Annotated in this window: 26 protein-coding genes, 2 tRNA genes and 2 pseudogenes; 18 read left to right on the top strand and 12 right to left on the bottom strand. The window is 56.9% G+C overall.

Features of this window, described 5'->3' with window-relative positions:
• Positions 1-26: 26 nt before the first annotated feature.
• Together O77CONTIG1_RS20325 and O77CONTIG1_RS20330 are read left to right on the top strand one after the other, a co-directional pair.
• Positions 27-1,166, top strand: coding sequence for a glycosyltransferase family 2 protein (locus tag O77CONTIG1_RS20325; RefSeq protein WP_068514495.1), 1,140 nt, complete (start codon positions 27-29; stop codon positions 1,164-1,166).
• A gap of 75 nt (positions 1,167-1,241) precedes the next feature.
• Positions 1,242-2,252, top strand: coding sequence for a glycosyltransferase family 2 protein (locus O77CONTIG1_RS20330; RefSeq protein ID WP_068514498.1), 1,011 nt, complete (start codon positions 1,242-1,244; stop codon positions 2,250-2,252).
• Between the two features lie 113 nt (positions 2,253-2,365).
• Here O77CONTIG1_RS20330 and O77CONTIG1_RS20335 read toward each other — a convergent pair whose 3' ends face one another.
• Positions 2,366-3,598, bottom strand: a complete 1,233-nt coding sequence (locus O77CONTIG1_RS20335) for an MFS transporter (protein WP_068516857.1) — start codon at positions 3,596-3,598, stop codon at positions 2,366-2,368.
• A 223-nt stretch (positions 3,599-3,821) separates the two neighbouring features.
• Between O77CONTIG1_RS20335 and O77CONTIG1_RS20340 the strand changes: the two genes are divergently transcribed.
• Entirely contained in the window at positions 3,822-4,502 is a 681-nt protein-coding gene (locus tag O77CONTIG1_RS20340; RefSeq protein ID WP_068514501.1) for a hypothetical protein, read from the top strand.
• A 112-nt stretch (positions 4,503-4,614) separates the two neighbouring features.
• Here the strand turns inward: O77CONTIG1_RS20340 and O77CONTIG1_RS20345 are convergent, their stop codons facing one another.
• From O77CONTIG1_RS20345 to O77CONTIG1_RS20355, 3 genes are all read right to left on the bottom strand, one after another.
• A complete protein-coding gene (locus O77CONTIG1_RS20345; RefSeq protein ID WP_068514504.1) occupies positions 4,615-5,799 on the bottom strand; it encodes a glycosyltransferase family 4 protein in 1,185 nt (394 codons plus the stop codon).
• Positions 5,774-6,475 (bottom strand): ATP-dependent Zn protease, encoded by a 702-nt coding sequence (locus O77CONTIG1_RS20350; RefSeq protein WP_068514511.1) that lies wholly within the window; start codon positions 6,473-6,475, stop codon positions 5,774-5,776. The genes O77CONTIG1_RS20345 and O77CONTIG1_RS20350 overlap by 26 nt, the downstream gene beginning before the upstream one ends.
• A 161-nt stretch (positions 6,476-6,636) precedes the next feature.
• Entirely contained in the window at positions 6,637-7,230 is a 594-nt protein-coding gene (locus O77CONTIG1_RS20355; protein ID WP_156435512.1) for a hypothetical protein, read from the bottom strand.
• Positions 7,231-7,558: 328 nt separating this feature from the next.
• On the opposite strand from O77CONTIG1_RS20355, the gene O77CONTIG1_RS20360 reads away from it, so the two are divergent.
• Positions 7,559-8,416 carry a ParA family protein gene (locus O77CONTIG1_RS20360; protein WP_068514514.1) on the top strand — a complete coding sequence of 286 codons (858 nt, stop codon included), beginning with the start codon at positions 7,559-7,561 and terminating at the stop codon, positions 8,414-8,416.
• A 3-nt stretch (positions 8,417-8,419) separates the two neighbouring features.
• Complete coding sequence (locus tag O77CONTIG1_RS20365) at positions 8,420-9,148, top strand: ParB N-terminal domain-containing protein (protein WP_068514516.1); 729 nt, start codon at positions 8,420-8,422, stop codon at positions 9,146-9,148.
• Between the two features lie 78 nt (positions 9,149-9,226).
• Here the strand turns inward: O77CONTIG1_RS20365 and O77CONTIG1_RS24915 are convergent, their stop codons facing one another.
• Positions 9,227-9,514 (bottom strand): hypothetical protein, encoded by a 288-nt coding sequence (locus O77CONTIG1_RS24915; RefSeq protein ID WP_156435514.1) that lies wholly within the window; start codon positions 9,512-9,514, stop codon positions 9,227-9,229.
• Between the two features lie 282 nt (positions 9,515-9,796).
• Between O77CONTIG1_RS24915 and O77CONTIG1_RS20370 the strand changes: the two genes are divergently transcribed.
• The 3 genes from O77CONTIG1_RS20370 (at position 9,797) to O77CONTIG1_RS28165 (ending at position 12,334) form a co-directional block, all read left to right on the top strand.
• On the top strand, positions 9,797-11,278 hold the full coding sequence (locus tag O77CONTIG1_RS20370) for a PLP-dependent aminotransferase family protein (protein WP_286132430.1): 1,482 nt from the start codon (positions 9,797-9,799) through the stop codon (positions 11,276-11,278).
• 340 nt (positions 11,279-11,618) lie between these two features.
• Positions 11,619-12,026 (top strand): Uma2 family endonuclease, encoded by a 408-nt coding sequence (locus O77CONTIG1_RS28160; RefSeq protein WP_317134149.1) that lies wholly within the window; start codon positions 11,619-11,621, stop codon positions 12,024-12,026.
• A gap of 35 nt (positions 12,027-12,061) precedes the next feature.
• Positions 12,062-12,334 carry a hypothetical protein gene (locus O77CONTIG1_RS28165; protein WP_317134150.1) on the top strand — a complete coding sequence of 91 codons (273 nt, stop codon included), beginning with the start codon at positions 12,062-12,064 and terminating at the stop codon, positions 12,332-12,334.
• A 113-nt stretch (positions 12,335-12,447) separates the two neighbouring features.
• Here the strand turns inward: O77CONTIG1_RS28165 and O77CONTIG1_RS20380 are convergent, their stop codons facing one another.
• Positions 12,448-12,705 carry a hypothetical protein gene (locus O77CONTIG1_RS20380; protein ID WP_068514522.1) on the bottom strand — a complete coding sequence of 86 codons (258 nt, stop codon included), beginning with the start codon at positions 12,703-12,705 and terminating at the stop codon, positions 12,448-12,450.
• A gap of 599 nt (positions 12,706-13,304) precedes the next feature.
• Between O77CONTIG1_RS20380 and O77CONTIG1_RS20385 the strand changes: the two genes are divergently transcribed.
• Positions 13,305-13,823, top strand: a complete 519-nt coding sequence (locus tag O77CONTIG1_RS20385) for a hypothetical protein (RefSeq protein WP_068514523.1) — start codon at positions 13,305-13,307, stop codon at positions 13,821-13,823.
• On the opposite strand, the gene O77CONTIG1_RS20390 is transcribed toward O77CONTIG1_RS20385, so the two are convergent.
• Both O77CONTIG1_RS20390 and O77CONTIG1_RS20395 read right to left on the bottom strand, forming a co-directional pair.
• Entirely contained in the window at positions 13,820-14,149 is a 330-nt protein-coding gene (locus O77CONTIG1_RS20390; RefSeq protein WP_068514526.1) for a TMEM165/GDT1 family protein, read from the bottom strand. The genes O77CONTIG1_RS20385 and O77CONTIG1_RS20390 overlap by 4 nt on opposite strands.
• 6 nt (positions 14,150-14,155) lie before the next feature.
• The gene (locus O77CONTIG1_RS20395) at positions 14,156-14,587 is read right to left on the bottom strand and encodes a TMEM165/GDT1 family protein (RefSeq protein ID WP_225894626.1); all 432 of its coding nucleotides are present in this window, start codon (positions 14,585-14,587) and stop codon (positions 14,156-14,158) included.
• 90 nt (positions 14,588-14,677) lie between these two features.
• On the opposite strand from O77CONTIG1_RS20395, the gene O77CONTIG1_RS20400 reads away from it, so the two are divergent.
• From O77CONTIG1_RS20400 to O77CONTIG1_RS20420, 6 genes and pseudogenes are all read left to right on the top strand, one after another.
• Positions 14,678-15,361 carry a bifunctional 4-hydroxy-2-oxoglutarate aldolase/2-dehydro-3-deoxy-phosphogluconate aldolase gene (locus O77CONTIG1_RS20400; RefSeq protein WP_225894627.1) on the top strand — a complete coding sequence of 228 codons (684 nt, stop codon included), beginning with the start codon at positions 14,678-14,680 and terminating at the stop codon, positions 15,359-15,361.
• Positions 15,362-15,511: 150 nt separating this feature from the next.
• Positions 15,512-16,121: pseudogene (locus O77CONTIG1_RS20405) on the top strand (superoxide dismutase).
• Between the two features lie 188 nt (positions 16,122-16,309).
• On the top strand, positions 16,310-16,516 hold the full coding sequence (locus tag O77CONTIG1_RS20410) for a hypothetical protein (RefSeq protein WP_068514529.1): 207 nt from the start codon (positions 16,310-16,312) through the stop codon (positions 16,514-16,516).
• Between the two features lie 204 nt (positions 16,517-16,720).
• Positions 16,721-17,068 (top strand): annotated as a pseudogene (locus O77CONTIG1_RS28170) (RNA degradosome polyphosphate kinase); the annotation flags it as partial.
• A 107-nt stretch (positions 17,069-17,175) separates the two neighbouring features.
• Positions 17,176-18,735, top strand: a complete 1,560-nt coding sequence (gene ppk1, locus O77CONTIG1_RS20415; RefSeq protein ID WP_317134151.1) for a polyphosphate kinase 1 — start codon at positions 17,176-17,178, stop codon at positions 18,733-18,735.
• A gap of 320 nt (positions 18,736-19,055) precedes the next feature.
• Positions 19,056-19,577 carry a hypothetical protein gene (locus O77CONTIG1_RS20420; protein ID WP_068514533.1) on the top strand — a complete coding sequence of 174 codons (522 nt, stop codon included), beginning with the start codon at positions 19,056-19,058 and terminating at the stop codon, positions 19,575-19,577.
• Between the two features lie 8 nt (positions 19,578-19,585).
• Here the strand turns inward: O77CONTIG1_RS20420 and O77CONTIG1_RS20425 are convergent.
• The 3 genes from O77CONTIG1_RS20425 to O77CONTIG1_RS20435 all read right to left on the bottom strand — a co-directional run bounded on the left by O77CONTIG1_RS20425 (position 19,586) and on the right by O77CONTIG1_RS20435 (position 21,202).
• A tRNA-Thr gene (locus O77CONTIG1_RS20425) sits at positions 19,586-19,657 on the bottom strand.
• 10 nt (positions 19,658-19,667) lie between these two features.
• A tRNA-Tyr gene (locus O77CONTIG1_RS20430) sits at positions 19,668-19,749 on the bottom strand.
• Between the two features lie 190 nt (positions 19,750-19,939).
• Positions 19,940-21,202 carry an aspartate aminotransferase family protein gene (locus tag O77CONTIG1_RS20435; protein WP_068514538.1) on the bottom strand — a complete coding sequence of 421 codons (1,263 nt, stop codon included), beginning with the start codon at positions 21,200-21,202 and terminating at the stop codon, positions 19,940-19,942.
• A 529-nt stretch (positions 21,203-21,731) separates the two neighbouring features.
• Between O77CONTIG1_RS20435 and ureE the strand changes: the two genes are divergently transcribed.
• Genes ureE through O77CONTIG1_RS20450 form a run of 3 tightly spaced genes read left to right on the top strand, consistent with a single transcriptional unit; the run spans position 21,732 to position 23,878 of the window.
• Positions 21,732-22,409: an urease accessory protein UreE gene (gene ureE, locus O77CONTIG1_RS23880; RefSeq protein WP_084783072.1), complete on the top strand. Its 678-nt coding sequence runs from the start codon at positions 21,732-21,734 to the stop codon at positions 22,407-22,409.
• A complete protein-coding gene (locus O77CONTIG1_RS20445; RefSeq protein ID WP_068514540.1) occupies positions 22,399-23,115 on the top strand; it encodes an urease accessory protein UreF in 717 nt (238 codons plus the stop codon). Before ureE ends, O77CONTIG1_RS20445 begins: the two co-directional genes overlap by 11 nt.
• A 31-nt stretch (positions 23,116-23,146) precedes the next feature.
• On the top strand, positions 23,147-23,878 hold the full coding sequence (locus O77CONTIG1_RS20450) for a phytanoyl-CoA dioxygenase family protein (RefSeq protein ID WP_068514543.1): 732 nt from the start codon (positions 23,147-23,149) through the stop codon (positions 23,876-23,878).
• 38 nt (positions 23,879-23,916) lie between these two features.
• Here the strand turns inward: O77CONTIG1_RS20450 and O77CONTIG1_RS20455 are convergent, their stop codons facing one another.
• A complete protein-coding gene (locus tag O77CONTIG1_RS20455; RefSeq protein ID WP_084782877.1) occupies positions 23,917-24,288 on the bottom strand; it encodes an ArsR/SmtB family transcription factor in 372 nt (123 codons plus the stop codon).
• Between the last annotated feature and the right edge of the window lie 229 nt (positions 24,289-24,517).

Below are 24,517 nucleotides of genomic sequence, written 5' to 3' on the forward strand. Positions count from 1 at the left end.
CCGTGCCCCACGCATCATCTGTTCCTATGCCACACGTTACCCTCATCGTGACGCAGCGAGAGCGATTCAGCCTCAGCCAGGTGTCGCTAGAGAGCCTGCTGGCCAGCTATAGTGATTACCCGTTTCGACTGATTTATGTAGACGGCAACTCGCCCCCGCCCGTGCGCTGCTATCTGGAGCGTCAGGCTGCGACCTACCCCTGGATGACGCTGATTCGTCGGGAGCGCTATCTGCGGTCAAACGAGGCGCGAAACCTGGCGCTGCCGCAGGTGCAGGGTGCAGATCAAGATACAGATTACGTGGTGTTTTTGGATAACGACGTGGTGGTGCGGCCAGGATGGTTGCGATCGCTCGTTTTGGCGGCCGAAGCGGAACAGGCCGCTGTTGCTGCGCCGTTGATTTTGCAGGGCGACCCCAGTGCCGAGGCGCTAGAGGTTCACGTCGCGGGTATTGCCACCCGCTTTCATGCCTGTCGGTGGGGCAAGCGCTGGTTTGAGCAAAAGCAACTCATGGCTGGCGTGCCCCTCTCTCAGGCAGAGCCTAACCTGCGAAGACAAGAGATGGACTCCGCCGAGTTTCACTGTCTGATGGTGCGGTGGGATGTCTTGAAACGGGTACAACTTGACGACCAGTTCGACAGCCTCGCCAGCCATACAGATTTGTCGTTTCAGGTGGCGGCGCTCGGTGGCAAGCACATCCTGGAACCGTCTGCCCGCGTCATTTTTCTGAATCCGGAACTGGTGCCCCAGTTTGACAAAACGGATCTACCGTTTTATCGATTCAAGTGGAGCGAGGGCTACACCGCGCGAAATTTTGCCCATGCGGTGCGGAAGTGGGGACTGGCGGCGGATGATCCCAGCATTTGGTCGATCTGGCGATGGGTGATCAAAAATCGGCAAATTCCAGCGCGGCTGTCGGTGCAGGAGGGGAGTTTGGAAGAGCAGTTGTTGACGCTGTGTGGCGATCGCCGCTGTCCTGGCTGGCTGCGAATGGCGATCGAGGGCTGGGTGCTGCGGGCGAACTTCCCGTCAGAGGGCTTATCAGCCGCCAAGCCAGACGCGAGCGTGTCGCGAACAGATCAAACGGGTCAAACTCAAACGGGTCAAACTCAAACGGGTCAGACTCAAACGGGGCAAACCCAAACTTACCAAACTTATCAAACTTAAACTTGCCAAACTTGTCTAGACAACCATTCCAGGGTCAACGGTTCAACTCGGTAGGTTATCTTATTTTCCTTGCTCATGCCTCCGCTGGTTTCGGTCGTCGTCACTGCCTTTGACCAGGCGCGGTTTCTGGAAGATGCCGTGAACAGCGTGCTGTGGCAGGATTATGAGAATATCGAGTGCTGGATTATCAACGACGGCTCGACTGATGATACAGAGGCGATCGCCCAAGGGCTGATGCAGCAAGATGGGCGAGTTCATTACCAGTCGCAGCCCAACGGCGGCGTGTCGGCGGCTCGCAATCTGGGGGCGCAGTGTGCCCGTGGGGAGTGGGTGCAGTTTTTGGATGGCGACGACTGGATTGCGCCGGATAAGCTATCACGCCAGCTTGCGGCGGTGGCCGGGAGTAACCCCGAGCGGCTGGTCATTTACTCCGACTATGAGCGGGTGGAGCGATCGGGACTGCGCCAGCGCTGTGAAATTGGCTCACAGCCTCCAGAAGCCCTAGCGCGGCGATTGCTGATTTGCCCCGATCGCCTGGCCGACACCCCCTTTCCGCTGCTGCAACAGGCCATGCTGCTGCATCGGTCGGTGCTGGCTCAGTTCTCGTTTGACGACACCCTGCGAGCCTGTGAGGATCGCGCCTTTGGGCTGACGCTGCTGCGGGGCGGAGCGCGGTTGGTGTACGTGCCGATGGTGGCGGCGTTTTATCGACAGCATGGCGCAAACCTGACGCAAAACGCCAGGATACTGAGGCAGTCCTACGCAGCGCTATTTCGCTGGGTGGGCGATCGCCATCCCGATCTACTCCCCCATTGCCAGCAGAGCCTTCATTTCTTACTCGATGCAACCCTGGAGGCGGCAGAATATGACCTGTTTCAGGCGATCGCCCCGCTGGTGCAGTTTTCAAGTCAGGCAGCCCTGATTGAGGAACCGCTGCGGCTATTGGGCGGTATGCTGCCAGTCCGCTCCCATCAGGACTTGCGGCTGGCCGTAGCGCTGCGCCGACTGCTGCCCGCCCGCTGGCTCTATCCCCACCAGCGCGGCCCCAGGCTGCGATCGCTCCTACAGCATTTTCTTGCCTCGTGAGGCACATGCTGTCCTCACGAGGCAAGGGCTTATTGACCATCCGTGTGCCTCACTAGCTTCAAAAACGCTGTAGCACGGTTTGGGAAGTGACGGAATGCTGGAAGGTCGCTCCATCAGCCCACGATTCCCCGCTTTCCCACACCCTCTTTGTCCCTCAGCTTTAGCCACAGCACCGCACCCAGCGTCACCAGCAGCAGCGGCAGTGCAGCATAATTCACCACAGTCCAGCCAAAGTCATTGAGCAGGTGCCCTGACAGAAACGTAAAGCCTGCCACCGCGCCAAACATCAGGAAATCGTGGGCGGCTTGCGTTTTTGCTTTTTCGGCGGGCGTGTAGGTTTCGGTGAGCAGCGTGGTGGAGCCGACAAACATGAAATTCCAGCCCAGCCCCAACACCGTGAGCGCAATTAGGAAATGGAGGAGCGTCACGCCGGAGAGGGCGATCGCCACGCTAGCGAGATTCAGCACGACTCCTGCAAGGATAATATTGAGAACGCCAAATCTCGCAATCAGGAATCCGGTGAAGAACGACGGTGCGAACATGCCCAGGACGTGCCACTGAATAACGGAGGCCGCTGAATGGAACGGATGATTCATTCCCGTCATGGCAAGCGGTGTGGCGGTCATTAGCAGCGCCATCACGCCATAGCCGACGCTGCTGCCCAGGGCTGCAACGATAAACACAGGCTGTCGCAAAATCTGTGAAAGGCTTCTGTCTTCAGGCTTTGAGGGCGATCGCCCTGCTGCTGCAATGCCCTTTTGCATTACAGAACGCTGCACGACAGGCAGCCGGATGCCGATCAGCAGCAGCAAAATCAAGACTTGCAGACCCACGATCGACAGCAGCGATCCGGCGAATTCTGCCTGGGCGATTGCATCTTTTGCTAGGCTGGCCAGGTTGGGCCCTAGCAGCGCTGCAACCACGCCGCCTGCCACCACCAGCGAAATCGCCTGCGCCCGAAACGACTCGCTAGCGGCCTCTGCCGCCGCAAATCGATAGAACCCCGAAAACCCGCTAAACACGCCCATCAAGACGGTTCCCGCACAAAACAGCGGAAAGCTCTGGATCAGCACTGCCGACACCGCCAACCCAATCCCGACGATGCCAATTAGCGTGCCAGTTGCAAAACCAAACCGCCTGCCCCGCCGCTGCATCAGCATCGACGCTGGAATCGTCGCCAGCATCACTGCAAACTGCATGATTGCCAGTGGCAAGGTTGCCAGCGATGCGTCGGACACCAGTGCCTTACCTACCAGTGCCGCCACGGTAAACAGCACCGTCATGCTGGTCATGGCGAGAGCTTGACACAATGCCAGCAAAGCTACATTCTGCGTTTCGCGATTCATAGTTCGCAGTTCATGGATGGATAGCAACTTGAGATGCTGCATTCTCAGCTTCATGCTCGGGCGGCAACTTCCCCCGATTGGGCTAGCCTTGGGCAAATTGGGTGTGCGTATGTGCAAGCATTGCGGAAACTTGAAAACATTGTGTACAGCGAGTTTTCAGCCTTGTCCAATGTGCTAAATTCCTCAGCGAAAGGGATCTCATACATCCGAGGAGCTGAACGGTATGACGCGACAAATAACGTGGACTCACAAGTTTCTTAACTATGGCGGACTGGTTGCAGGAGTTGCAGGTCTGCTGGGCATGAGCGTGCTGTCTCCGCTGACGGCTCAGGCGATCGCCCCATCCACTGACTCCGCCGATGCCCCCAGTCTGCGCGAGTCGGCAGATTTGCTAGCCCAAGCCCCGATCGCCCAGGCAACCGATGTCCAGGTGTTTGAGCGGCCGAGCTATGTGAATACCTGTCGCAACAGTGGCGCGAGTACGCTAGCCGTTTATACCAGCACTGCCCAAGGCACCGTTGTCCGACAGCTTCCGCCCTACACCCGAATTACGCTGACGGGCGTGCTGGGGGATGGGGTCGCACAGATTCGTGAACCTGCGGTAGGCTGGGTGCGTTCGGCGACGCTGTTGACCAACTGCGACGCGCGGCCCCCCGTTGATCCTGTTGGTCAATGCTATCAGGTGACGCAGCCCGAACTGATTGTGCGCTCGGCTCCCTACGGCACGATTCTGTCTAGCGTATTGAGTGGCGAGCGCATTTACGGCACCAATCCTGTCCAGCGTCAAACGACGGCTGATGGCCGCATCTGGCAGCGCGTCTATTATCGCGGCACGACGAACCTCGGCTGGGTTGCTGAAACCGGAACAGGTGGCATTGGGATCAACTTCGTGCGATGCCCGTAGCGATGCCCCTAGGTTAAACAAGGGTGGGGGGACGGCGTGTATCCTTCATTTGTAGCCCTCACCCTGAACCCCTCTCCCAGCGCGGGAGAGGGACTTAAGCCCCAATGCCTTGTCACCCGGTTACTCGCTCCAGCACTGCCCGCAGCGCGATCGCCATTCGGTCAAGGCTATACAGCGCCACGCAGCGATCGCGGGCCCGCTGTCCTCTACGTTGGGCCTCATCGGGATGGTCAAGGATCTGCTGAAGCTGAACGGCAAGCTGGGCGGGCGAGTCCGGATCTGCTAGGTAGCCCGTGTCGCCGAGGATATCGGGAATATCGCCGACGCGAGTGGAAAGGACGGGTTTGCCCATGGCCATGCCGTCGGTCAGCTTGAGCGGAAACTGGGCACGGGCGATCGCCGTGTCGCGCTGGGGCACGACGACCACATCGGCGGCCGCCAGCACAGCGGGCATTTCCGCTAAAGGCGTTTTGGGTAGCGAGATAATCCACCGACCCCAGCGCGATCGCAACTGCTCGTCATAGTCGTCGTAGGGGTTGCCGCCCACAATCACCAGCCGCGCCGAGGAATGGTTCAATTGCTCGATTGCGGTTAGCAAATCCTCCAGCCCCTTGTGCGGACGCGGCGCACCGGGAAACATCAGCACCCAATAGTCTGCCAGTCCCCACCGCTGACGGCTGGCGGCTGCATCCTGCCGCGCTGGGTCAAATAGCGACGTATCTTTGCCGTTGGGCAGATACGTGCCGCCAAACCGCCGCTGCAAAAAGGTGGTGTCCACCGTCAGTCCGTCGGCCCAGGGCACGGCCTGCTCTAGCCAGCGAAGGTAAAGGGGATGATCGGGCGATTGCAGCGCCCCGCTGGGTTTCAGCAGATCTCGCGCCAGTTGCCGGGGGCCAGGTCGATAGCGCCAGTCGTCGCCACCGTGCCAGCTTAGCTCCCAATCGTCCATGTCCAGCAGCAGCGGCCGCCGCACTTGCAACCGTCGCAGCAGCCCCAGTCCAAAGCTAGTGGGCTTGGGCTTCACGGCATAAAGGACATCGCCCGTCAGGTGGGACAAAACCCGCCGCACCGTGCCCAAGATCGCGGGATAGCTTGCACCCGGAAACGCCAGCACCTCTATCCCCGCAGGCGGCTCTGTATACAGCGCCTTGCCAAACTGAAAGCCGACCAACTGTACGCCACAGCCCAGGGTTTTCAACGCCTGCGCCAGCAACAACGCCCGCACAGCCCCGCCCCCCGACCAGTCGCTGACCACCAGCGACACCGTGAGTTCATGCAGCGGACGGAGAGGAGGCATCGAGTGAGCTATCTAAAATGGCGCGACAGGCTTCTACGCTGTCTCGGCGCTCCATTGCTGCCACCAGTCGATCGTAGGCAGCGCGATTGGCTTCCAGAATTGTCTTCGCCTGGAGCGTCGCCCAGCGTTCTTTGAGGACGGCTTCGGCGGGCGATCGCCGCAACGCATTCCACAGCGCATAAAGCGTCTGGCGATCGTTGCCGCCGCCCTCGGCATTGCCATAGACCAGCGTTTCCGCCGCGATGCCCGCCATCCAGACGGTACAGTAGCGATCGATTTGCTGAGCCGACAGTTTACCCTGCAAGAGTTCTGCGTCTAACTGGGTCGTGTCGAAGCTCACGCCGCCCGCGCCAGATTGCCCCTGCCGCAACGCTTCCCAGGCGCTCAGCGTGTAGCCCGTGATGGGAATGTCGAGGTGGTGTGCTACCAGAAAATGCCCCGCCTCGTGCCGTAGCACCCGCGCCCGATGTTCTGGCGAAAAGCCCGCCACCCAGTCCAGCAGCAGCGTCCCGCCGCGCCCCTGCCAGCTCAGCGTATCCAGCGTCGCCGCGCCCAGCAGCCCTCCAGCGGCGATCGCTGTCACCAGCGGCGACACATGAATCACCGGCCCCAGCAGGCTCAGCATCGTAAACGCAAAGACCGTAACCGCGATCAGGTTCAGCGCAGACTGATTCATGAACACTCAAGCACAAGAAAACAACAACCGGAGGCAGCAATAATTCCCCCTCCCCTTCCCATCATCGCATCATCCCTCTTCGTTCTTCGTTCTTCCCTCTTCCCTCTTCCCTCTTCGTTCTTCCCTCTTCCCTCTTCCCTCTTCCCTCTTCCCTCTTCCCCTTAGCTCCAAACCACCCCGCCCCCCGAACACCCCTGCATCCCGGAAAACACCGCCTGCGAAGCCCGCCATGTCTCAAGCTGACGGCGATATTGCACCAACTGGGCGCGATATTCTGGCGAAATGCTGGGAGAGCCAATCATCGGGCCAATCACCCGCAGTGCCTCGGCCCAGTCATTGCTGCAAATCGACCCCTGAAACGCGGCATAGAGCTGCTCAAAGCTAATGTCTTGGGCTTCGGGCGCAAAGACAATGGTGCGCTCAACGGGCTGATCCGACCAGATGGGCTGGGCGCTGCTCTGGCAACTGGGCAGGTTGGCGTAGACCGCCCGCACGGCCCGCAGATCCTCGAGTTGGTGGCGATATTCGACCAACTGCTGACGCGACTCTGGCGTAATGCCCGCCGAGGCAATGAGGGGGGCGATCGCCCTGAGTGCCCCGTTCCAGTCGTTGCTGCACACCGACAGTTGCAGATTGCGATACAGTTCCTCAGCCCGCAGGTTGACCGGCGACTGCGCCGCCTCTGCCGCCTCGCCCAGCGCCCCCACGGCCAGCGCCGGAGCCATCATCGTCAGGGAATAGATTGCTTTTTTCATAACCACGCTCATCCAGGAAACGTTGAGAAAGTTGAACTCAGACATCCGTCCAAATATCTCAACTTCCACCAGGGCGATCGCCCATCCGGAAGAAGCATGAGCGCCTCCCTACAGCAGCACCCTGGACATCAGCCCGATTGGTGAAACAGCAAGCAGGTATCTGGTAGTTTATCTGTCTGCATCAAGCAAGTGCCCCGTAGAACAAGACTTAAATCTTTACTAGATTCCTGTGGATCTGGATGATTTGTTTAGAATCCTGATGGTAATACTTGTGCTTGAATACTTGTGCTTGAATAAACGAGAGATTTTTTAGCGGAATGTAGTCCTGATGAAAGCGATCGCTATATACCACAACAAAGGTGGAGTCGGAAAAACCACTACGGCTGTTAACCTGGCTGCTGCCTTTGCCAATAAGGGCAAGAAGGTATTGCTGGTGGATATTGATGCCCAGGCCAACTCCACCTTTGCGACGGGCCTGATCAAGTTTCAGTTTGAAGAAGAGGACGACCTCAAAGACCGCAATATTTTTCACATCATCAGTGCCGGAGATTTCAACTTCATCCCCAGAATTGTCCGTCGCTCCAAAAGGTTCAACACGCCAGAAATTGATGTCATCCCTTCGCACATTATGCTAATCGATGAACAACAGCGCCTTACTCGCATTGCCGCCAGTCGCCTGCGCCTGAACATGAAACTCCAGCAAGTAGAAGACGACTACGACCTTGTGATTATTGATGCGCCACCCTCCCGTGACCTCTATGCAGAAATTGCGCTAATTGCAGCTGATTATTTGATCATTCCTTCGGATTTGAAGCCCTTTGCAAACCAAGGCTTGAGCAATGTCAAGAACTTCGTCAGTGAGGTAAATGAAACACGGTCTAGCATCGGCAAGCAGCCACTCAATGTCTTAGGGGTTTTGCCTTCTAAAGTGTTAACGAATAACCGTTACCTGGAGCATGTCTTTCCCCGGCAGCGGGAAGCGGTGGTTCAGCGGTATGGGCTTCCGCTGCTGGATACTGTCATCTATGAGCGGATCGCCTTGTCTAACTGTGTAAACAACACCTTGACGATGGGAAACTTGGAGATTCCAGATCCCAAGTCTATTTTTGAATTTGATGCGGATTCCGAGTCGGTGAAGGAGTTCAGGAACCTTTCCTACGAAGTGATGCAAAAAATTGGGGCCTAGGGGATGAGCGAATACTATCTGGTGGATGTCAAAAGTATTATCTCGAAGGTGCCCCGCTCTCAGTTTGCTGTGGATGAAATCGAAGCGCTGGCTAAGAGCATTTTGGCGGCGGGGGGGTTGCTGTCTCCCATTCTGCTGAAGCAAACCGGGGCAGAAAGCTATGAAGTGCTAGCGGGCGATCGCGAGTATTATGCCGCTGTTCGGGCACGAGAAATCAACCCTCGAGAAGCCGAGATGGTTAATGCGTTTGTGGTTCCAGAGGGTATGTCAGACGCTGCGGTTGAACAATTTGAACGATCTAGAGCGCTGCATCCGTCTCTGCCTTCAGTGCCCATCTCTGACACGCAAACGCCTACCCTAGCCCCTCCTGCCTATGTGGATCAACGAATCACCAATCTGGAGTCACGATTGGATGCAGCAATCCAAGACATGAAACAAACCCAGCAGCGAGACATGCAGCGGTTAGAGCAACAACTCCAGGCGCTCCAGCAGCAGATTCCTCAGAAGGTAGAGCCGCTGGAAATCTTTAATACCGCCGCTCCAGAAACCCTGATGCAGAAGCTGGCGATCGCCGGAATTCGGGGTAAAACGGCTGAAACACTCATCAAAAACATGGAAAAAGCTCGTGCCAAAGCGCCCTTTACCTCATTTGTAGATGTGGTCAAACGGGTAGAGAAGTTGGGCGAAAAGCGAATGCTCAGTATCCTAGATGCCTGGAATGGAGTCTTCTAAGAGACTCGAAGAAGAGCTTACAGGTCAGTCTTCTCTTCGTAGGGTTGCCATGAGCTGGGGTTTGTTATTAGCTGGCAGCTATTTTGCAGAATAGTGCTGCTCTATCCAAATTCTGACTTCGCGTTCGGAAGCGCAAGTGATTTTAGATTGAGTGTGTGGATCGTAGATTTGCCAGAGGCTTGAGCCAGTCTTTTGCGGAATTTCTCGAATGATTGGCTCTGAGCTTCCTGAGAGGTGATTAACCCAACTTGAAACCAGTTCTAACCAATGATTTTGAGTTGAATGATTCGGATTTTCGAGATGAGATGCGGCGCTGACCGAAGGAGCCTGGGATGAAGAGGTGGGAGAAACTTCAGAAATATTCATACGGCTTGGAGAAGGGAAAGGGGTTCACAGTTCCAAGCTTCGCTAATTCAAAGTCATTTGATAAGGTACAGATTTTCAAACTTTAACTGGTACAGTTATTGGAGACCGAAAACCGTACTACCTGTTTTGAGCCAAACTGTACCGGGTGAAACCGGGGGCGATCGCCTATAGTGCATCTACAGCATTTTCTTGCGGGGTGAGGCACATGCTGCCCTCACGAGGCAAGGGCTTATTGACCATCCGTGTGCCTCACTAGCTTCAAAAACGCTGTATAGTGCTTTCGTGGCGGTTGTTTTGCGCCGCTCTGCGCCTGTGAAAATTCCCCTCGATCGGCGATCGCCCCAGCCCGTCTACCTGCAAATTCGCCAGCGCATCCATCGCCTGATTCAGTCGGGAACGCTGCAACCGGGCGATCGCCTGCCGTCTATCCGGAGCCTTGCTGAAGCAGCCCAGGTCAACAAGCTGACAGTCATCGAAGCCTACAGCGTGCTAGAAGCAGACGGGCTGATCTATGCCCGCCCTGGCTCTGGCTATTTCGTTAGCGAACCGTCCGTCACCTCGCCGATTCCGCCGTCCCGCTTTGCCCCCTCTCAGGAGGTCATTATTCCTGACCAGGGCGAAATGTCTTACTTCGACATTTACATGGCCTCCGTGTCGGCGCTGCATCAGGATGGCGTGACGGTCTTCAGTTCCGGCTTTCCCCACCCCCACGACACAGACATTCTCCAGCGGGTGGCTCGTCGCGCCTTTAAGGAGATGGGGGCGCTGCTGTTTAACTATGACCTGCCGCAGGGACAATATCCCTTGCGAAAGCAAATTGCTCAACTGCTGGTGCAAAAGGGGCTAGATGCCTCGCCCGACCAGTTGATTGTCACCAATGGTTCGATGCAGGGACTGTCGCTGGTGATGCAGGAAATTGTGCAGCCCGGTGACTGGGTCATTGTAGAAAGCCCGACTTTTCACGGCGCGTTGGCGGTTCTTCAGCAGCTTGGCGCACGGGTGATCGGCATTCCTATGACTCGCGACGGCATGAACCTCGACCTGCTGGCGCAATATCTCCATAGTCACCGCCCCCGGCTGATTTACACCATCAGCACGCTGCACAACCCAACGGGCATCACCACCGACCTCGCCCATCGCCAGCAGTTGCTCGACCTGGCCCGCCGCTACGATTGCCGCATTCTGGAAGACAACGCCTACGAAGGGCTGAACTTTGACCCCGTGCCGCCACCCATCAAGGCGCTGGATCAAGACAACCTGGTGATTTACGCAGGGACATTTACCAAAACGCTGATGCCCGGTCTGCGGGTGGGCTATCTGGTCGCGACGGGGGACGACTATGGACGGCTGCGGGAGCGCAAGATGCTGCATGACCTGTGTGTGTCCACGGCTTCGCAGGCGATCGTCAGCGAGTACCTGGCGACGGGCTACTATCGCCGTCATCTGGCGCAGTTGTGTACGCGCAATCTTCAGGGGCGCGGCGTGATGCTGAAGGCATTGGAGCGTCACTTTCCCGCTGAGGCATCGTGGACAGTGCCCACCGGGGGGCTGTTTCTCTGGGTAAAGCTGCCGGACTCTTTGCCGATGCAGTTGGTGTGCAGCGAGGCAGCGGCCGAGGGCATCTTGGTCACGCCCGGTTCCACGTTTTTCCCAAATTTGCAGGGCTACCCGGCGATGCGGCTGAATTTTTCCTTTGATGCGGAGACGATTGAGCGGGGGATGGCAATCCTTGGACGCATCATGAAGCGCCATTTGGCCACCTGAGCGGAACATTTCGGAGCAGTTTGGGCAACCCTGGTGCTCTTGGAGCGCGATCGCCCACCTTCTCCCCCAACCAAGCCGCCCTTAAAATAGAACTCAGCAGTTTAGATCGATTTGCGATTTTGGATTTGCAATTTTGGATTGTCAGCCAAGCGTCTATTGCCAGCCAAACGTCTACAGAGCTTCCAGCAGCCTCATTTTTAGCAATCTCATTGGTAACGCTACTTCACAAATCTCGCAAATCTACAGATGTCACTATCCTTGGATAGCTCGCCCAAGATCTTCAATTCAGAATCCAAAGTCTAAAATCCAAAATCAGCAGCGCTCCATCGGGAGGACAACGATGGTTCAAATTCCTGAAAAATCGACCGTCATCTATCCCGAAGCCGATGGGGAACCGATGGCAAACAATACCGAGCAGTTCACTTGGATTGTCACCATTAAGGAAAACCTGGAACTGCTGTTTGCCGACGATCCTGACGTGTTTGTGGCGGGCGACCTGCTGTGGTATCCCGTCGAGGGCGACAACACACTACGTCAAGCTCCTGATGCGATGGTGGTGTTTGGGCGGCCCAAAGGACGGCGCGGCTCCTATCTTCAGTGGCGCGAGGCAAACATCCCGCCTCAGGTGGTCTTTGAAATTTTGTCGCCGGGGAATACACTCAAAGAAATGGCGAAAAAGTTTCGCTTTTACGAGCAATATGGCGTGGAGGAGTATTACCTCTACGACCCCGGACAAGATTTGACTTAAGCGGATGGCTGCGATCGCCCGCTGGACGGCTCGACGTGATCGAGGAGATGGACGGCTGGGTCAGTCCGCGCTTGCAGATTCGGTTTGAACCCAGCGAGTCGAGCTTGCAGATTTTCCGCCCAGATGGGCAGCCTTTTCTGACGTTTGTAGAACTGGAAACGCTACGACTTCAGGCCCAGCAGCGAGCCGAGCAGGCAGAGCAGCGGGCTGAACAGGCCCAGCAGCGAGCTGAGCAGGCAGAGCGCCGCGCAGAACGGCTCGCCGAGCGCTTGCGGGCCCTCGGCATTGATCCAGAATCTATCCAATAGCGAAGGAACCCCGAACCTTGAGATGGCGAACTGTGGGAAAGGGCAAACGTCGGGCGCGATCGCCCCAAATCATTCCCTAAGGAATGCTTAGACGAAACGGTATATCGAACTTACTAGCGAGACACGCCGATGGTATCGGTGATGGACTGGCTGAGCGATCGCCACTCTTCGTACTCCAGCTTGTCCGATTCGTACAGTTCGCGCAGCACGCCGGAAAACTGCTGGCAGGCGAGATAGAGATCAACTAGCGCCTTGCCTGCATTTAGCGCCAGAAAGTCGCGCGAGTAGATTACGTCGTCATCGATCCGCTGCCGAGAGGGGGAATAGCAAACGCTGGTATAACCGATTCCTTGAGGCACAACCTCAATCATCCAACCGCGATAAAAGTCTGTTAAGCAAGCACTATTCATACAGTTGACTGGTTTTTCTACATTCGTTGGGAATTCGTTGAGATTGTTCGAGTCTGCGTACGCTACGAGGCACCGAATTTGATTCAGTAGCACCAAGACCTGAAGCAAACGGACGAAAGCGAGTGCCGGAATGCTCTGGCAGCTTGCGCCAACCTGGCTAGTCAAGCCTTAATGCCTTACAACGCTCATCAGCGACCCGTACTGCCGAGCGTGCTGAGCGGTATCAAGCTGCGCTGAGAGAATTTCTCCGTAGGATCGAGAGCGATCGCCCCAGACGGCTACATGAGACAAACTAAAACCAAGAATTTCCTGAACGCTCTGGAAAACCAGCAGAACCGAGCAATCTAAATTAAGGAAGCTATCCGAGAAAATACTGAATTTTCCTGATCTGAGAATAGCGCGAACCAGCGTAATTACTTACGTTAAGTCAGCAAGAATTTATTAATGATTTGTTGAAGCTCGATTCAGACAAATCTAGTTACGACTCGAAACGATTGTTCATGACTGGATTGAGCCAGATCCGATAGGCTGGAGATGAGAGTTAAGAATGTCTTATATTCATGATTACTTCTACTAAAGTTAATCTGCTGCCGGGTCGCTCTGTCTGGCAGTCGGCGGTATTCCTGGCGGTAGGGTTTTGGCTCAGCGGCAGCCTGATGCTGGATCTGGTCGTGATGCCTGCCCTATATGTCAGCGGCATGATGACGCAGCCCGGTTTTGCCAGCGCTGGCTACAGTATGTTCTGGATTTTCAACCGTCTGGGGCTGCTGTGTGTGGCGATCGCCTTCGTGGGGCTTCTCTCGCTTTTGCGGCAGCACAAAGTCGCGGGCTGGGCGATCGCCGCAGTCTGGCTTCTGTTGGGGGTGACCTTTGCGCTGACTTACGTGATGACTCCCGTGATGAGCGGGCTGGCGATGCCGCTGAACTGGCTGACGAGCGAAGCCCGCATTCCTGGCAGCATGGCGCAAATGCACGGAATTTACTGGGTCTTGGAACTGGTTAAGCTGGGGCTGAGTGCAGCACTGCTGGTCGCGGTGGGTTTGCGGTTTTCGGGCGATCGGCTAGAAGCGGGACGCTAGGCAGGTTCGTTACCATCCAGCGACTCATCCAGCGGCTCGTCTGGCAACTCATCCGCCGCGTCCGGCAGCAGCAAACGGATGGCCATGACGACAAACCCAATGGCAGCGATCGCCTTGATCCACCGGGTCGGCACGACCTGAGCCACGCCGCCGCCCAGCATCACGCCCAAAAAACTGGCCAGCACCAGCGCTACTGCCGTTCCCAAAAACACAGCCCGAACAGACTTGCCGCTGCTGCCGAGGGCGATCGCCGCAAGCTGGCTTTTGTCGCCCAGTTCCGACACAAACACCGTGACAAACGCCAGTCCCAGCAAATTCCAGTCCATTTCGCTCTACCCCTGAATGACATCCCACACCAGCATTCCCGCCACCACCAGCAGCAACACGGCCGCTGCTTTGTCGAGCAGCCGGGGCGCAATGCGGGTCGAGAGCCACTTGCCCAGCAGCACCCCACAAAGACTCGTGGCGATTAGCGCTGAACCTGCTCCCAGAAACACCACCCACGGCGCTTGGGACTGGGCACTCATGAGCAGCACCGTCATCTGAGTTTTGTCGCCAATTTCTGCCAGGAAAATCGTGATGAACGTCGAGAAGAAAATGCCGAATTCGTCTCGCAGACTGAGCGGCTGAGCCGTCGGCGCAGGCTGGGTCGAATCGACAGCCCTGTCAGACGACGCAGCAGGGGGCTGAATCGAAGGGGGGGCGGGGCGCTCAGCGGTCAAAACGGGTGAAGATAGAATCGAGTCGGGGGAAACCAGGCTCACGGGCAGTCACCAATGCTTTTCATATTCTTTTCATTTTATGGCAATGCGTCTGCTCCGTCACCCGCCCTCCTGAAAGTCCGCTAAAAAATCGTGATTTCCTCACACTCTCAGGCTGTTTCATTCAAAGATCGATGGCTGCATTGGCTGCAAACCGAACGGGCGATCGCCGTCATTCGTGCGCCCAACCTGGCAACCGGCGAGGTCATGGCGCGGGCAGTGGCGGCGGGCGGAATGCGGCTGATCGAAGTCACCTGGAATAGCGATCGCCCTGAAACCCTGGTGCGTCACCTGCGGCAGCGCTTGCCCGACTGTCTGATTGGCGCGGGCACGATTACCACTCCCCAACAGGTCAGCGCGGCGATCGCCAGCGGGGCCCAGTTTTTGTTTAGCCCCCATACGCATCGAGCGCTGATTCAGCAGGCGGCCGAGTTCGAGATTCCCTTTGTGGCAGGGGCCCTCACGCCGACAGAAATCGTGACCGCATGGCAGGCGGGCGCAGCAGCGGTGAAGGTGTTCCCCATTCAGTGTGTCGGCGGCGCAGACTATTTGCGGGCCGTGCGAGAGCCGCTGGGCGAGATTCCGCTAGTGCCCACGGGCGGGGTCACGCTGGAGAATGCGCGAGCCATGCTGGAGGCAGGGGCGATCGCCGTTGGGCTGGCAGGGCAGTTGTTTCCCAAGGCGGCTGTGAAAAATGGCGAATGGGCGATCGTGCAAGAGCGAGCCGCGCAGCTAAAACAAAGCCTCGGCAGTCGGGCTACGTTCGGTGCTGTGTAAGACACGACACTGGCGATTTTTGATATAAAATTCTATCAATAGTTTGAGACTGCATTCCGTCCTAGCTCCGTCTGGCGGATCATGCGTAAGGGATGTTAGCGCTCTTACACTCAAACTCAGTACAGCGCAGTTATGTAGAGGACGAACACTATGCCTATCGAACAGCCGCCCTTGCCTTTTGCGATGGATGCTCTAGAACCCTATGGCATGAAGGCCGAAACCTTTGAATATCACTACGGCAAGCATCACAAAGCTTACGTCGATAACCTGAACAAAGCGATCGAGAGCGATTCTTCCCTGGCGGGCAAGTCTCTGGAAGAAATCATCGTGGCGACTTTTGGCGACTCTGCCAAGGCTGGCGTGTTCAACAACGCTGCTCAGGTCTGGAATCACACCTTCTTCTGGAACAGCCTGAAGCCCGGTGGTGGCGGTGCGCCGACGGGCGACCTGGCCGCCAAGATCGACGCTTCTTTCGGCAGCTACGACAAGTTCCGTGAGGCCTTCGCCAACGCGGCTGCGACCCAGTTTGGCAGCGGCTGGGCCCTGGCTGATTGATGACAACGGTACGCTGAAAGTGACCAAGACTCCCCAACGCCGAAAACCCCCTAGCACACATGGGCAAAAAGCGCTGCTGACCCTCGATGTGTGGGAACATGCCTACTACATCGACTTCCGCAATGCCCGCCCTGCCTTTATCCAGAACTTTTTGGATAAGCTGGTGAACTGGGATTTTGTCGCTGAGAACCTGGCTGCTGCCTAGATACAATCTGGTTTCGGCTGACGCTGGCGCTTTTTCTGAGGCTTTTTCTAGCTTGATAAAGCGCACGGTTCAGTTTTGCAAGTTATGAAACTGCTGCGAGTGGATAGAGTACAAAATCGCTTTATCCACTCTTGCTTTCTGAGCAGTTTCCTATGAATAGTTCCTAATAGTTGCTGCGGATAGTTCCTATGAATAGTGAGGACTTAGCGCGTTATATGGCCGAGAGCGATCGCCTCCATCAGCCGTGGCTCCTGGCACAACTGCGACTCAAAAAATTGCAGGAGCAGCGAGAAAGCCTTTCTAGCGAGGAGTATCTCCGGGCGTTGGCGGATGTGCATCACGACCTGATGCAGCTTGGGGAATGGTGGGTCGGCCGCGAGGATGAGGTGTTTTGAGTATCTTCAGTTCGAGAATAGGGGGATAATAATCTGATATGATCGGCTGTCCAGCGTTCGCTTCAGATTTCCTAGCTTCAGCCCCCCGCCTTTCCTATCGTGTCTTCTACCCAGCCGCCCCAACCCAACTGGTCAGATCCGCAATACTACTTCAGCCGCGAACTGAGCTGGATTGAGTTTAATGCGCGGGTGCTGCATGAGGCGATGGACGAGCGCACGCCCTTGCTGGAGCGGGTAAAGTTTGCGGCGATTTTTAGCAGCAATCTGGATGAGTTTTTTATGGTGCGAGTGGCGGGCATCAAGCGCCAGATCCAGGCACAGGTGGATCGGCGATCGCTCGACGGGCGCACGCCACAGGAACAGCTCGAAGCCATCTGCCAAAAGCTCTTGCCCCTGGTGACAAAGCAGCATCAGCATGTGCAGTCGGTCTTGCGGCCGCAGCTTGCAAGCCACGGCATTTTCCTGCTGGACTATGCAGCGCTCAACCAGGCCCAGCAGCGCTATTTGCGGGAGTATTTTGAAGAGCGGATTTTCCCTGTGCTAACGCCGCTGGCGGTCGATCCGGGGCATCCCTTTCCGCATATTTCTAACCTCAGCTTGAAATCTGGCGGTGGGTGGTGCGATCGCCCGAAGGAACCAGCCACTTTGCCCGTCTCAAAGTGCCCAGTTCACTGCCCCGATTCGTCCTGTTGCCGCTGGAACTGCAACGTCGCAAGCAGATGCCCGTGTGGATGGGCGTGCCAATTGAGCAAATCATTACCCACAATCTGGACAAGCTGTTTCCAGGCATGGAGGTCGTCGCCTGCCATGTGTTTCGAGTTACCCGCAATGCTGACCTGGAAGTGCAGGAGGACGAAGCCGATGACCTGCTCCAGGCAATCGAGCAGGAGCTTCGTAAGCGGCGGTTTGCGGGGTCTGTGGTGCGGCTAGAAGTTCACGAATCCATGCCGGATGAAATTCGCCAAACGCTGATGGCGGAGATGGGGCTGAGCAACGCAGATGTGTATCCGGTGGTGGGGCTGTTGGGCGGGCGCGACCTGATGGCACTGGTGGATCTGCCGTTGCCCCATCTCAAGGATGCGCCCTGGAAGCCTGTGAGTCATCCCCGACTGCGCCGACTCATGGAGTCTGAATATTCCACAGATGAGGATTTTTTTGCCCTGATTCGTAAGCAGGATTTGCTGGTGCATCATCCATATCAGTCGTTTTCGTCGTCGGTGCAGGCGTTTCTTCAGCGGGCAGCCCAAGATCCCGACGTGCTGACGATTAAGATGACGCTGTATCGCACGTCGGGCGATTCGCCAATTGTGGACGCGCTGATCGCCGCCGCCGAGAACGGTAAACAGGTGGCGGTGCTGGTGGAGCTAAAGGCACGCTTTGACGAAGAGAATAATATTCAGTGGGCGCGGAAGCTAGAGCAGGTGGGCGTTCATGTAGTCTATGGGCTGGTGGGGCTAAAAACGCATACTAAGCTAATGTTGGTGGTGCGGCAGGAGGGCGATCGCCTGCGTCGCTATGTCCACATTGGCACGGGTAATTACAACCCCAAAACGGCGCGGCTCTACACCGATCTGGGCTTGCTGACCTGTCGGGAGGATTTGGGTGCAGACGTGACGGAGTTGTTTAACGCGCTGACGGGCTACTCGCGGCAGCAAACCTATCGCAAGCTGCTGGTGGCTCCGACCAATTTGCGCGATCGCCTGCTTGACCTGATTCACCGAGAGCGCGAGACTGCCCGTGCGGGTCGCCATGCCCGGATCGTCGCCAAGATGAACGCGCTGGTTGATCCGCCGCTGATTGCTGCACTCTATGAAGCGTCGCAGGCCGGCGTGCAAATTGATCTCATCGTGCGGGGCATTTGCTGTCTGCGGCCGGGGCTGTCAGGCGTGAGCGATCGCATTCGAGTGATTAGCATCGTGGGGCGGTTTTTGGAACATTCCCGCATTTTTTATTTTTACAATGGCGGCGCGGAGGACGTATACATCGGTAGTGCCGACTGGATGCCGCGCAATCTGGATCGGCGCGTGGAGGCCGTTACGCCAGTGGATGACAGGGCGATCGCCAAAGATTTGCAGGAAATTCTCGGCATCTTGCTGGCCGACAACCGCCAGGCATGGGAGCTTCAGCCCGACGGCAGCTATCGCCAGCGCCATCCTGTCTCCCCAGACGCGGTGCAAAGTGCCCAACAAATTCTCATGGACATGGCGCGGCAGTCCTGATAAAGCGGTTGGGCGATTCGCGAAGCGATCCCTACGGGAATCACGCTCAGGTGTGCCCTGCGGCTCCCACTACGCTGAGGGATGGGTCAGAGCCAGGACTCGATCTGGCATTTCCAGACCTGAGCATCCCGATCGAAATGTTACTCCAGTAAGTCTTCAATCTGTAGGTCTTCAATCACGTCGGGAATCGCCATGATTCAGCGCTCCAATCCCCTACACGACGTTTGATGAGTTCGTTAAGTGGCTGCCCGAATTTTCAGAATCCCGCTATGAGTTGTGCCGTGGGAATATTATTCAACTATTCGCAGCGGAATAGCGCCATGAGTGAGAACCAACCAACCATCGATGAACGCCTTGACCGTGTGGCAGTGTTGCTAGAAACCTCGACCCAGCAAATTGCCTATCTGTCAGAGCTAATTGTTACTAATGGACAACAGGCGGCCCAGCGGGATGCGTCGCTGAATGCCAAGCTGGATCGATTATCTGAAGAGGCGGCCCAGCGGGATGCGTCGCTGAATGCCAAGCTGGATCGATTATCTGAAGAGGCGGCCCAGCGGGATGCGTCGCTGAATGCCAAGCTCGACCGATTGTCTGAAGAGGCGGCCCAGCGGGATGCGTCGCTGAATGCCAAGCTGGATCGATTGACTGAGGCGATCGCCACGTTTGTTGACCAGACCCAGCAGCGAACTGTTGCCATTGACGACAGACTTGACCGCATTGCGATTACGCTGGAAAGCCAGAACCGGGCGCTAGAGGGGCACATCCGCCTAGCGGAGCAGCAGGCGCAGAGTGTGGCAACGCTCACGACACTGGTTTCTCAGCTACTCGCAGCCAGGGTATGAAGCGATAAAGCCCGTGATGAGGATTGAACTCATGACCTCACCCTTACCAAGGGTGTGCTCTACCACTGAGCTACACGGGCAATCGGGGGATGGGCCGGGCTGGATTCGAACCAGCGTAGGCGTAGCCAGCGGATTTACAGTCCGCCCCCATTAACCACTCGGGCACCGACCCGTCCATCCCACGATTGATAATCGTAGCACGGGAAGAGGGGACTCTTCTACAAATTTCTCACACAAATTTCTCAAAAGATTTCCCAGAAAAGTTTCAGGGCATCTACGACCTTGCTTCGGGTTAGGCAGTATTGACCCGAAAATTGACCCGAAGCAAGGTCGCCTGGTTGCCTAAAACCAACGCCTCAGCCCTAGAGAGACAGGTTGCTGAGGGCCTGGTTTAGCCGTCCGAGGGCTTGCTCAATTTCCGCAGCAGTGACGATCAGCGGGGGCACAAAGCGCACCACCTTCGGGCCAGCAGGAACGAGCAGCAGCCCTTGGGCGATCGCCGCCTTCACGATATCTGCCGATACTGTAGCAGCGTCTTCCTTCAGCACCAGACCGTTAATTAGTCCCCAGCCGCGCACTTCTGCGACGAGTGCAGGATATTGCTGGGCGATCGCCCGCAGCCCGTTCCGCAGTTGTTCGCCGCGCTCTCGCACATTGTGCAGCAAGTTGTCGCGCTCCAGAGTTTTGCACACTTCTAGCGCCACGCCGCAGGCGAAGGGATTGCCGCCGAAGGTGCTGGCGTGGTCGCCGGGCTGAAAGATGTCGCAAAACGACTTGCAGAGCATCGCGCCAATGGGGATGCCGCCGCCCAGGCCTTTAGCTGAGGTGAAAATGTCGGGTTCGATGCCCAGATTCTCGTAGCCCCAAAGTTGCCCGCTGCGGCCCATGCCGACCTGCACTTCGTCCAGAATGAGCAGAATTCCCTTTTCATCGCAGATTTCACGAATCCGCTGGAAATAAGCGCGATCGCCCGGCCGCACGCCGCCTTCGCCCTGGAGTGCCTCCAGCAGAATGGCCGCCACCTGGGGCTGGTTGGCATCCAGTTGGGCGATCGCCGCTTCCAGGGCTGCAATATCGTTGTAGGGAACGTAGTGAAATCCTGGCATCAGCGGGTCAAAGTTCTTCTGATACTTTGGCTGACCGGTGGCAGTGATGGTAGCCAGAGTGCGCCCGTGGAAGCTGGCATGAGCCGTCAGCACGATCGGGTTGGCGATGCCGCGCACCGTGTGGGCATACTTCCGCGCCAGTTTAATTGCGCCTTCGTTCGCCTCTGCGCCAGAGTTGCAGAAAAATACGCGATCGGCACAGGAATGCTCGACCAGCCATTTTGCCAGGTCGCCCTGCTCTGGGATATAGAACAGGTTAGAAACGTGGTGCAGCTTTTGAATCTGGCGATTGACTGCGTTCACCATAGCCGGATGGGCGTGGCCCAGCGTGCAGGTGGCAATACCCGCCACAAAGTCCAGATAATCGCGTCCCTCACTGTCCCACACGCGGCAACCTTCGCCTCGCTCTAGCACGATGGGAAAACGAGCATAGCTATTGATGACGTAGGCATCGAACTCGGTGGGAGAGTAGGGACTTGCGGCGGCAATCGGCGGCGAGATAAGGGTTTCTGGACTCACAAGCGGCTCCTTGATGATATGAAGTGGCTCAATCTAAAAATGAAGTTGACTCCGCAGCGCACCTGACACTTTATGCACCTGACACTTTATACAGCAGGTTGCCCAGGGCTAGAGGCTGCATCAAGTAATCATCGAATGATTGTCGAACGATTCTCAAGTGGCTATCGAATCATTAGTTTAAGCCCCATCTTAGGGTAGTTTTTGGGCTGGGGGCTATGCCTGATCGGGTGAGGCGATCGCCTTCTGGTTATGAAATCCAGATATTCGGCGCCCCGATACTTGGCAATAGGGGGAGCGCAAGACTGGCGCACCTGCGAGGGTTGGATTGGCGTGGGTTGGCGGGTTTGGCACTCAACCCCCTGGGTAGATGCACCTAACCGATGTGTTTGGCAATGGTTGGCGCTGTAGATGATTCCTGATTCGGGTGTAATCTACTTCCATAGTGCTTTTTAGCCCCCGGGGGCATGGCACATCCCTGATGAATCCCTCAAAACGCGAACCCCAAATCACCCAGAATCTCAAATCTGCCATGCTTGTCCTCACCCAACGGCTTTCTCTGAGCGATCGCCCCGAAGTCTGCCCTGAACCTGCTGAGTTGACGCTGCTGCTGACGGCGGAAGAACGAGTGCGATCGCGCCATTATTTTGAATCTGTGGAGGGCATACCCTGTTCGCTGCAATTGCCCAGGGGAACCGTGCTGCGAGATGGAGACGTGCTGCTGGCGGCTTCGGGGGAGCGAGTGCGCGTGGTGGCCAGGCCAGAACCCGTCGTCACCGTCACCGCCCACACGCCGCTGGCGTTGCTGCGAGCCGCCTATCATCTGGGCAATCGCCATGTGCCGCTGGAGGTCGCAGAAACCTATCTGCGCTTTTCGCCCGACTCGGTTTTGCAAGACATGGTGGAAAAAATGGGGTTGCATCTGCAACTGGAGGAGCGTCCCTTTCAGCCAGAGACGGGAGCCTATGAAGGGTTGGGGTTCAAAGATCAGGAGTTAGGCCATTCGCATCATGGTTCGCCTCACCATTCGCCTCACCATTCTCACCGTCATTCTCACAATCATGATTCCGAACATAATCATGCCAATGAGGATATACATCATCCTGAGCCTTTACGTCAGCATTCTGAAATGAGTTCTCAAGTAGGTTCTCTTCAGCATTCTCACAAGTCTACATCTGAGGATTCGCAGGAGTCTTCTCATGACGTGTGAAGCGGCGTTGGGTGGAGAGCGTCTGCTGCGGCTATTGCAGTTGGCGAGTCCGGCGCTGCCTGTAGGGGCTTACAGCTACTCCGAAGGGCTGGAGACGCTGGTGGCGCAGGGGCAATTGCCAGATGTATCCAGCTTGCAGCACTGGATTGAGCAGGAGTTGGCGGCTGGAGCGATGCGGCTGGAGGCGGCGGTGATGGCGCGGGTCTATGAGGCGGCGATCGCCCCCGATCTTCCTGCTTTGCGCCACTGGAACCAATGGCTGTCGGCGCTGCGCGAGGCAGAGGAACTGCGGCTACAAAGCTGGCAAATGGGGCGATCGCTCTACCGGCTGCTGCTCGAACTTGACCCCAGCGTTTCCCCGCTCTTGGAAGCCTGCGGGGAAACCAGCAACGCAGCCGAAAGTTTTGCGGTGAATTTTGCCGTCGCGTATGCGATCGCCGCTGCCCACTGGCAGATCGACTCGCGGGCTGCCATCCTTGGCTATTTGCACAGTTGGGCCAGCAATTTGGTCAATGCAGGCGTGAAGCTGATTCCGCTGGGACAAACGGCCGGGCAACGGCTGCTGCTGAGTCTTGCTCCAGCGATCGCCCGCACAACCGACGAAGCGCTAGTCTTACCCACAGACGACTTTGGGGCGTGCAGTTGGGGACAGGCGATCGCCTGCATGGCCCACGAAACGCTTTACACCCGACTATTCCGCAGCTAATTCCCAACGATTCCCGATTCAGGAGACAATCTTGAACGCACAAGAATGGTATTTATTCGACTTGCAGGGTTATCTGGTGGTGGAAAACGTGCTGACGGCAGCGCAACTAGATGCGCTCAATGCCGAACTCGATCGCCAGATTGCCGCCGTCAACGACCCCGATCGCCTCTGGTTTCGCTGGGACAGGCTGCTGCCCTGGGGAAAACCGTTTCAAGACCTGATCGACCCTGCGCCGCTGATGCCCTACTTGAAGACCCTGCTGGGCGAGGGCTTTCGGCTGGATCACGACTACACGCACATCATCCGCCGGGGCAAAGGGCCCATCGGCACGCGGCTCCACGGCGGCGGCACGCCCTACGACCCCTGCCAGTATTACCACGTCCACAATGGGCGCATGTATAACGGGCTGACGGCTGTCGCCTATGAACTGCGGGACGTGCGCCCTGGCGAGGGCGGCTTTGCCTGTATTCCCGGCAGCCACAAAAGCAACGCCCCCTTTCCGGACGAATGGCGCGATCTGGAGCATCCGCCTGCCTGTATGCGGCCCATCGCCCTCTCCGCAGGCAGCGCCATTGTGTTTACCGAAGCACTCACCCACGGCACGCTGCCCTGGCGCGGCCAGGGAGAGCGGCGCACCCTGTTCTATAAATACTCGCCGCGATCGAATGCTTGGGCGCGATCGCTCTACAATCCTGACGAGTTTCCCAACCTTACCGAAGCTCAGCGGCGGCTGCTCCTCTCGCCGGGCATTTATCCGTACTAGAGACTCGACGCTCGCTGGGTTACTGCCTCCTCAACCCATCACACCGACCGCTTCAACACCTGCCCACTGGTCAGCCCGAACGCCCGAAATCGCCGGGCCTGGAGTTCGATGCGGCTGGCGAGGCGATCGCACACCAGGTTACACAGCTCAAACGTCAAGTCATCCTGCACACTGTAGTATGCAGAGGTGCCCTCGGTGCGGCGCGAGAGGATACCCGCTTGCAGCATCACTTTCAAGTGCTTGGAAACGTTGGCCTGGCTGGTGGCGGTCGCTTCGACCAAATCTTGCACACACCGTTCGCCGTTGCGGAGGACGCTGAGAATGCGGAGGCGGGTCGGCTCACTCAGCACGCTAAAATACTCCGCCACCTGCTGCATGATTTCAACTGAGACCGGATCTGCCGTTTTCATGCGGGTCATTTCAAAAAAGACTTAATTTTAAGATATTCAGGACTTACGCATTTGCGATAGGCTCTTTGGGTTTTGGACAATTTCTCACGGGCTGCGCCCGCTAGAAATTGTCCAACTGCGTAAGTCCTAATATTAACAATTTGTTCAGAATTAAAAATAGAGTAGTAGATTACACATTAGAATTTTGAAACTCTCGCAGCAGGCACTCACCTTAGAAACATCAGTGCCA

The organism is Leptolyngbya sp. O-77 (assembly GCF_001548395.1).
GTDB lineage: Bacteria > Cyanobacteriota > Cyanobacteriia > Elainellales > Elainellaceae > Thermoleptolyngbya.

Excerpts from the sequence above, each read along its gene's own strand:
- O77CONTIG1_RS20380 (WP_068514522.1), bottom strand. The coding sequence starts at position 12,705 with ATGATTGAGGTTGTGCCTCAAGGAATCGGTTATACCAGCGTTTGCTAT.
- O77CONTIG1_RS20385 (WP_068514523.1), top strand. The coding sequence starts at position 13,305 with ATGATTACTTCTACTAAAGTTAATCTGCTGCCGGGTCGCTCTGTCTGG.
- O77CONTIG1_RS28160 (WP_317134149.1), top strand. The coding sequence starts at position 11,619 with ATGGTTCAAATTCCTGAAAAATCGACCGTCATCTATCCCGAAGCCGAT.
- O77CONTIG1_RS24915 (WP_156435514.1), bottom strand. The coding sequence starts at position 9,514 with ATGAATATTTCTGAAGTTTCTCCCACCTCTTCATCCCAGGCTCCTTCG.
- O77CONTIG1_RS20445 (WP_068514540.1), top strand. The coding sequence starts at position 22,399 with ATGACGTGTGAAGCGGCGTTGGGTGGAGAGCGTCTGCTGCGGCTATTG.
- O77CONTIG1_RS20390 (WP_068514526.1), bottom strand. The coding sequence starts at position 14,149 with ATGGACTGGAATTTGCTGGGACTGGCGTTTGTCACGGTGTTTGTGTCG.
- O77CONTIG1_RS20455 (WP_084782877.1), bottom strand. The coding sequence starts at position 24,288 with ATGAAAACGGCAGATCCGGTCTCAGTTGAAATCATGCAGCAGGTGGCG.
- O77CONTIG1_RS20345 (WP_068514504.1), bottom strand. The coding sequence starts at position 5,799 with ATGCCTCCTCTCCGTCCGCTGCATGAACTCACGGTGTCGCTGGTGGTC.
- O77CONTIG1_RS20355 (WP_156435512.1), bottom strand. The coding sequence starts at position 7,230 with ATGAAAAAAGCAATCTATTCCCTGACGATGATGGCTCCGGCGCTGGCC.
- O77CONTIG1_RS20350 (WP_068514511.1), bottom strand. The coding sequence starts at position 6,475 with ATGAATCAGTCTGCGCTGAACCTGATCGCGGTTACGGTCTTTGCGTTT.
- O77CONTIG1_RS20410 (WP_068514529.1), top strand. The coding sequence starts at position 16,310 with ATGAATAGTGAGGACTTAGCGCGTTATATGGCCGAGAGCGATCGCCTC.
- O77CONTIG1_RS20335 (WP_068516857.1), bottom strand. The coding sequence starts at position 3,598 with ATGAATCGCGAAACGCAGAATGTAGCTTTGCTGGCATTGTGTCAAGCT.
- O77CONTIG1_RS20325 (WP_068514495.1), top strand. The coding sequence starts at position 27 with ATGCCACACGTTACCCTCATCGTGACGCAGCGAGAGCGATTCAGCCTC.
- O77CONTIG1_RS20360 (WP_068514514.1), top strand. The coding sequence starts at position 7,559 with ATGAAAGCGATCGCTATATACCACAACAAAGGTGGAGTCGGAAAAACC.
- O77CONTIG1_RS20340 (WP_068514501.1), top strand. The coding sequence starts at position 3,822 with ATGACGCGACAAATAACGTGGACTCACAAGTTTCTTAACTATGGCGGA.
- ureE (WP_084783072.1), top strand. The coding sequence starts at position 21,732 with ATGCTTGTCCTCACCCAACGGCTTTCTCTGAGCGATCGCCCCGAAGTC.
- O77CONTIG1_RS20420 (WP_068514533.1), top strand. The coding sequence starts at position 19,056 with ATGAGTGAGAACCAACCAACCATCGATGAACGCCTTGACCGTGTGGCA.
- O77CONTIG1_RS20365 (WP_068514516.1), top strand. The coding sequence starts at position 8,420 with ATGAGCGAATACTATCTGGTGGATGTCAAAAGTATTATCTCGAAGGTG.
- O77CONTIG1_RS20330 (WP_068514498.1), top strand. The coding sequence starts at position 1,242 with ATGCCTCCGCTGGTTTCGGTCGTCGTCACTGCCTTTGACCAGGCGCGG.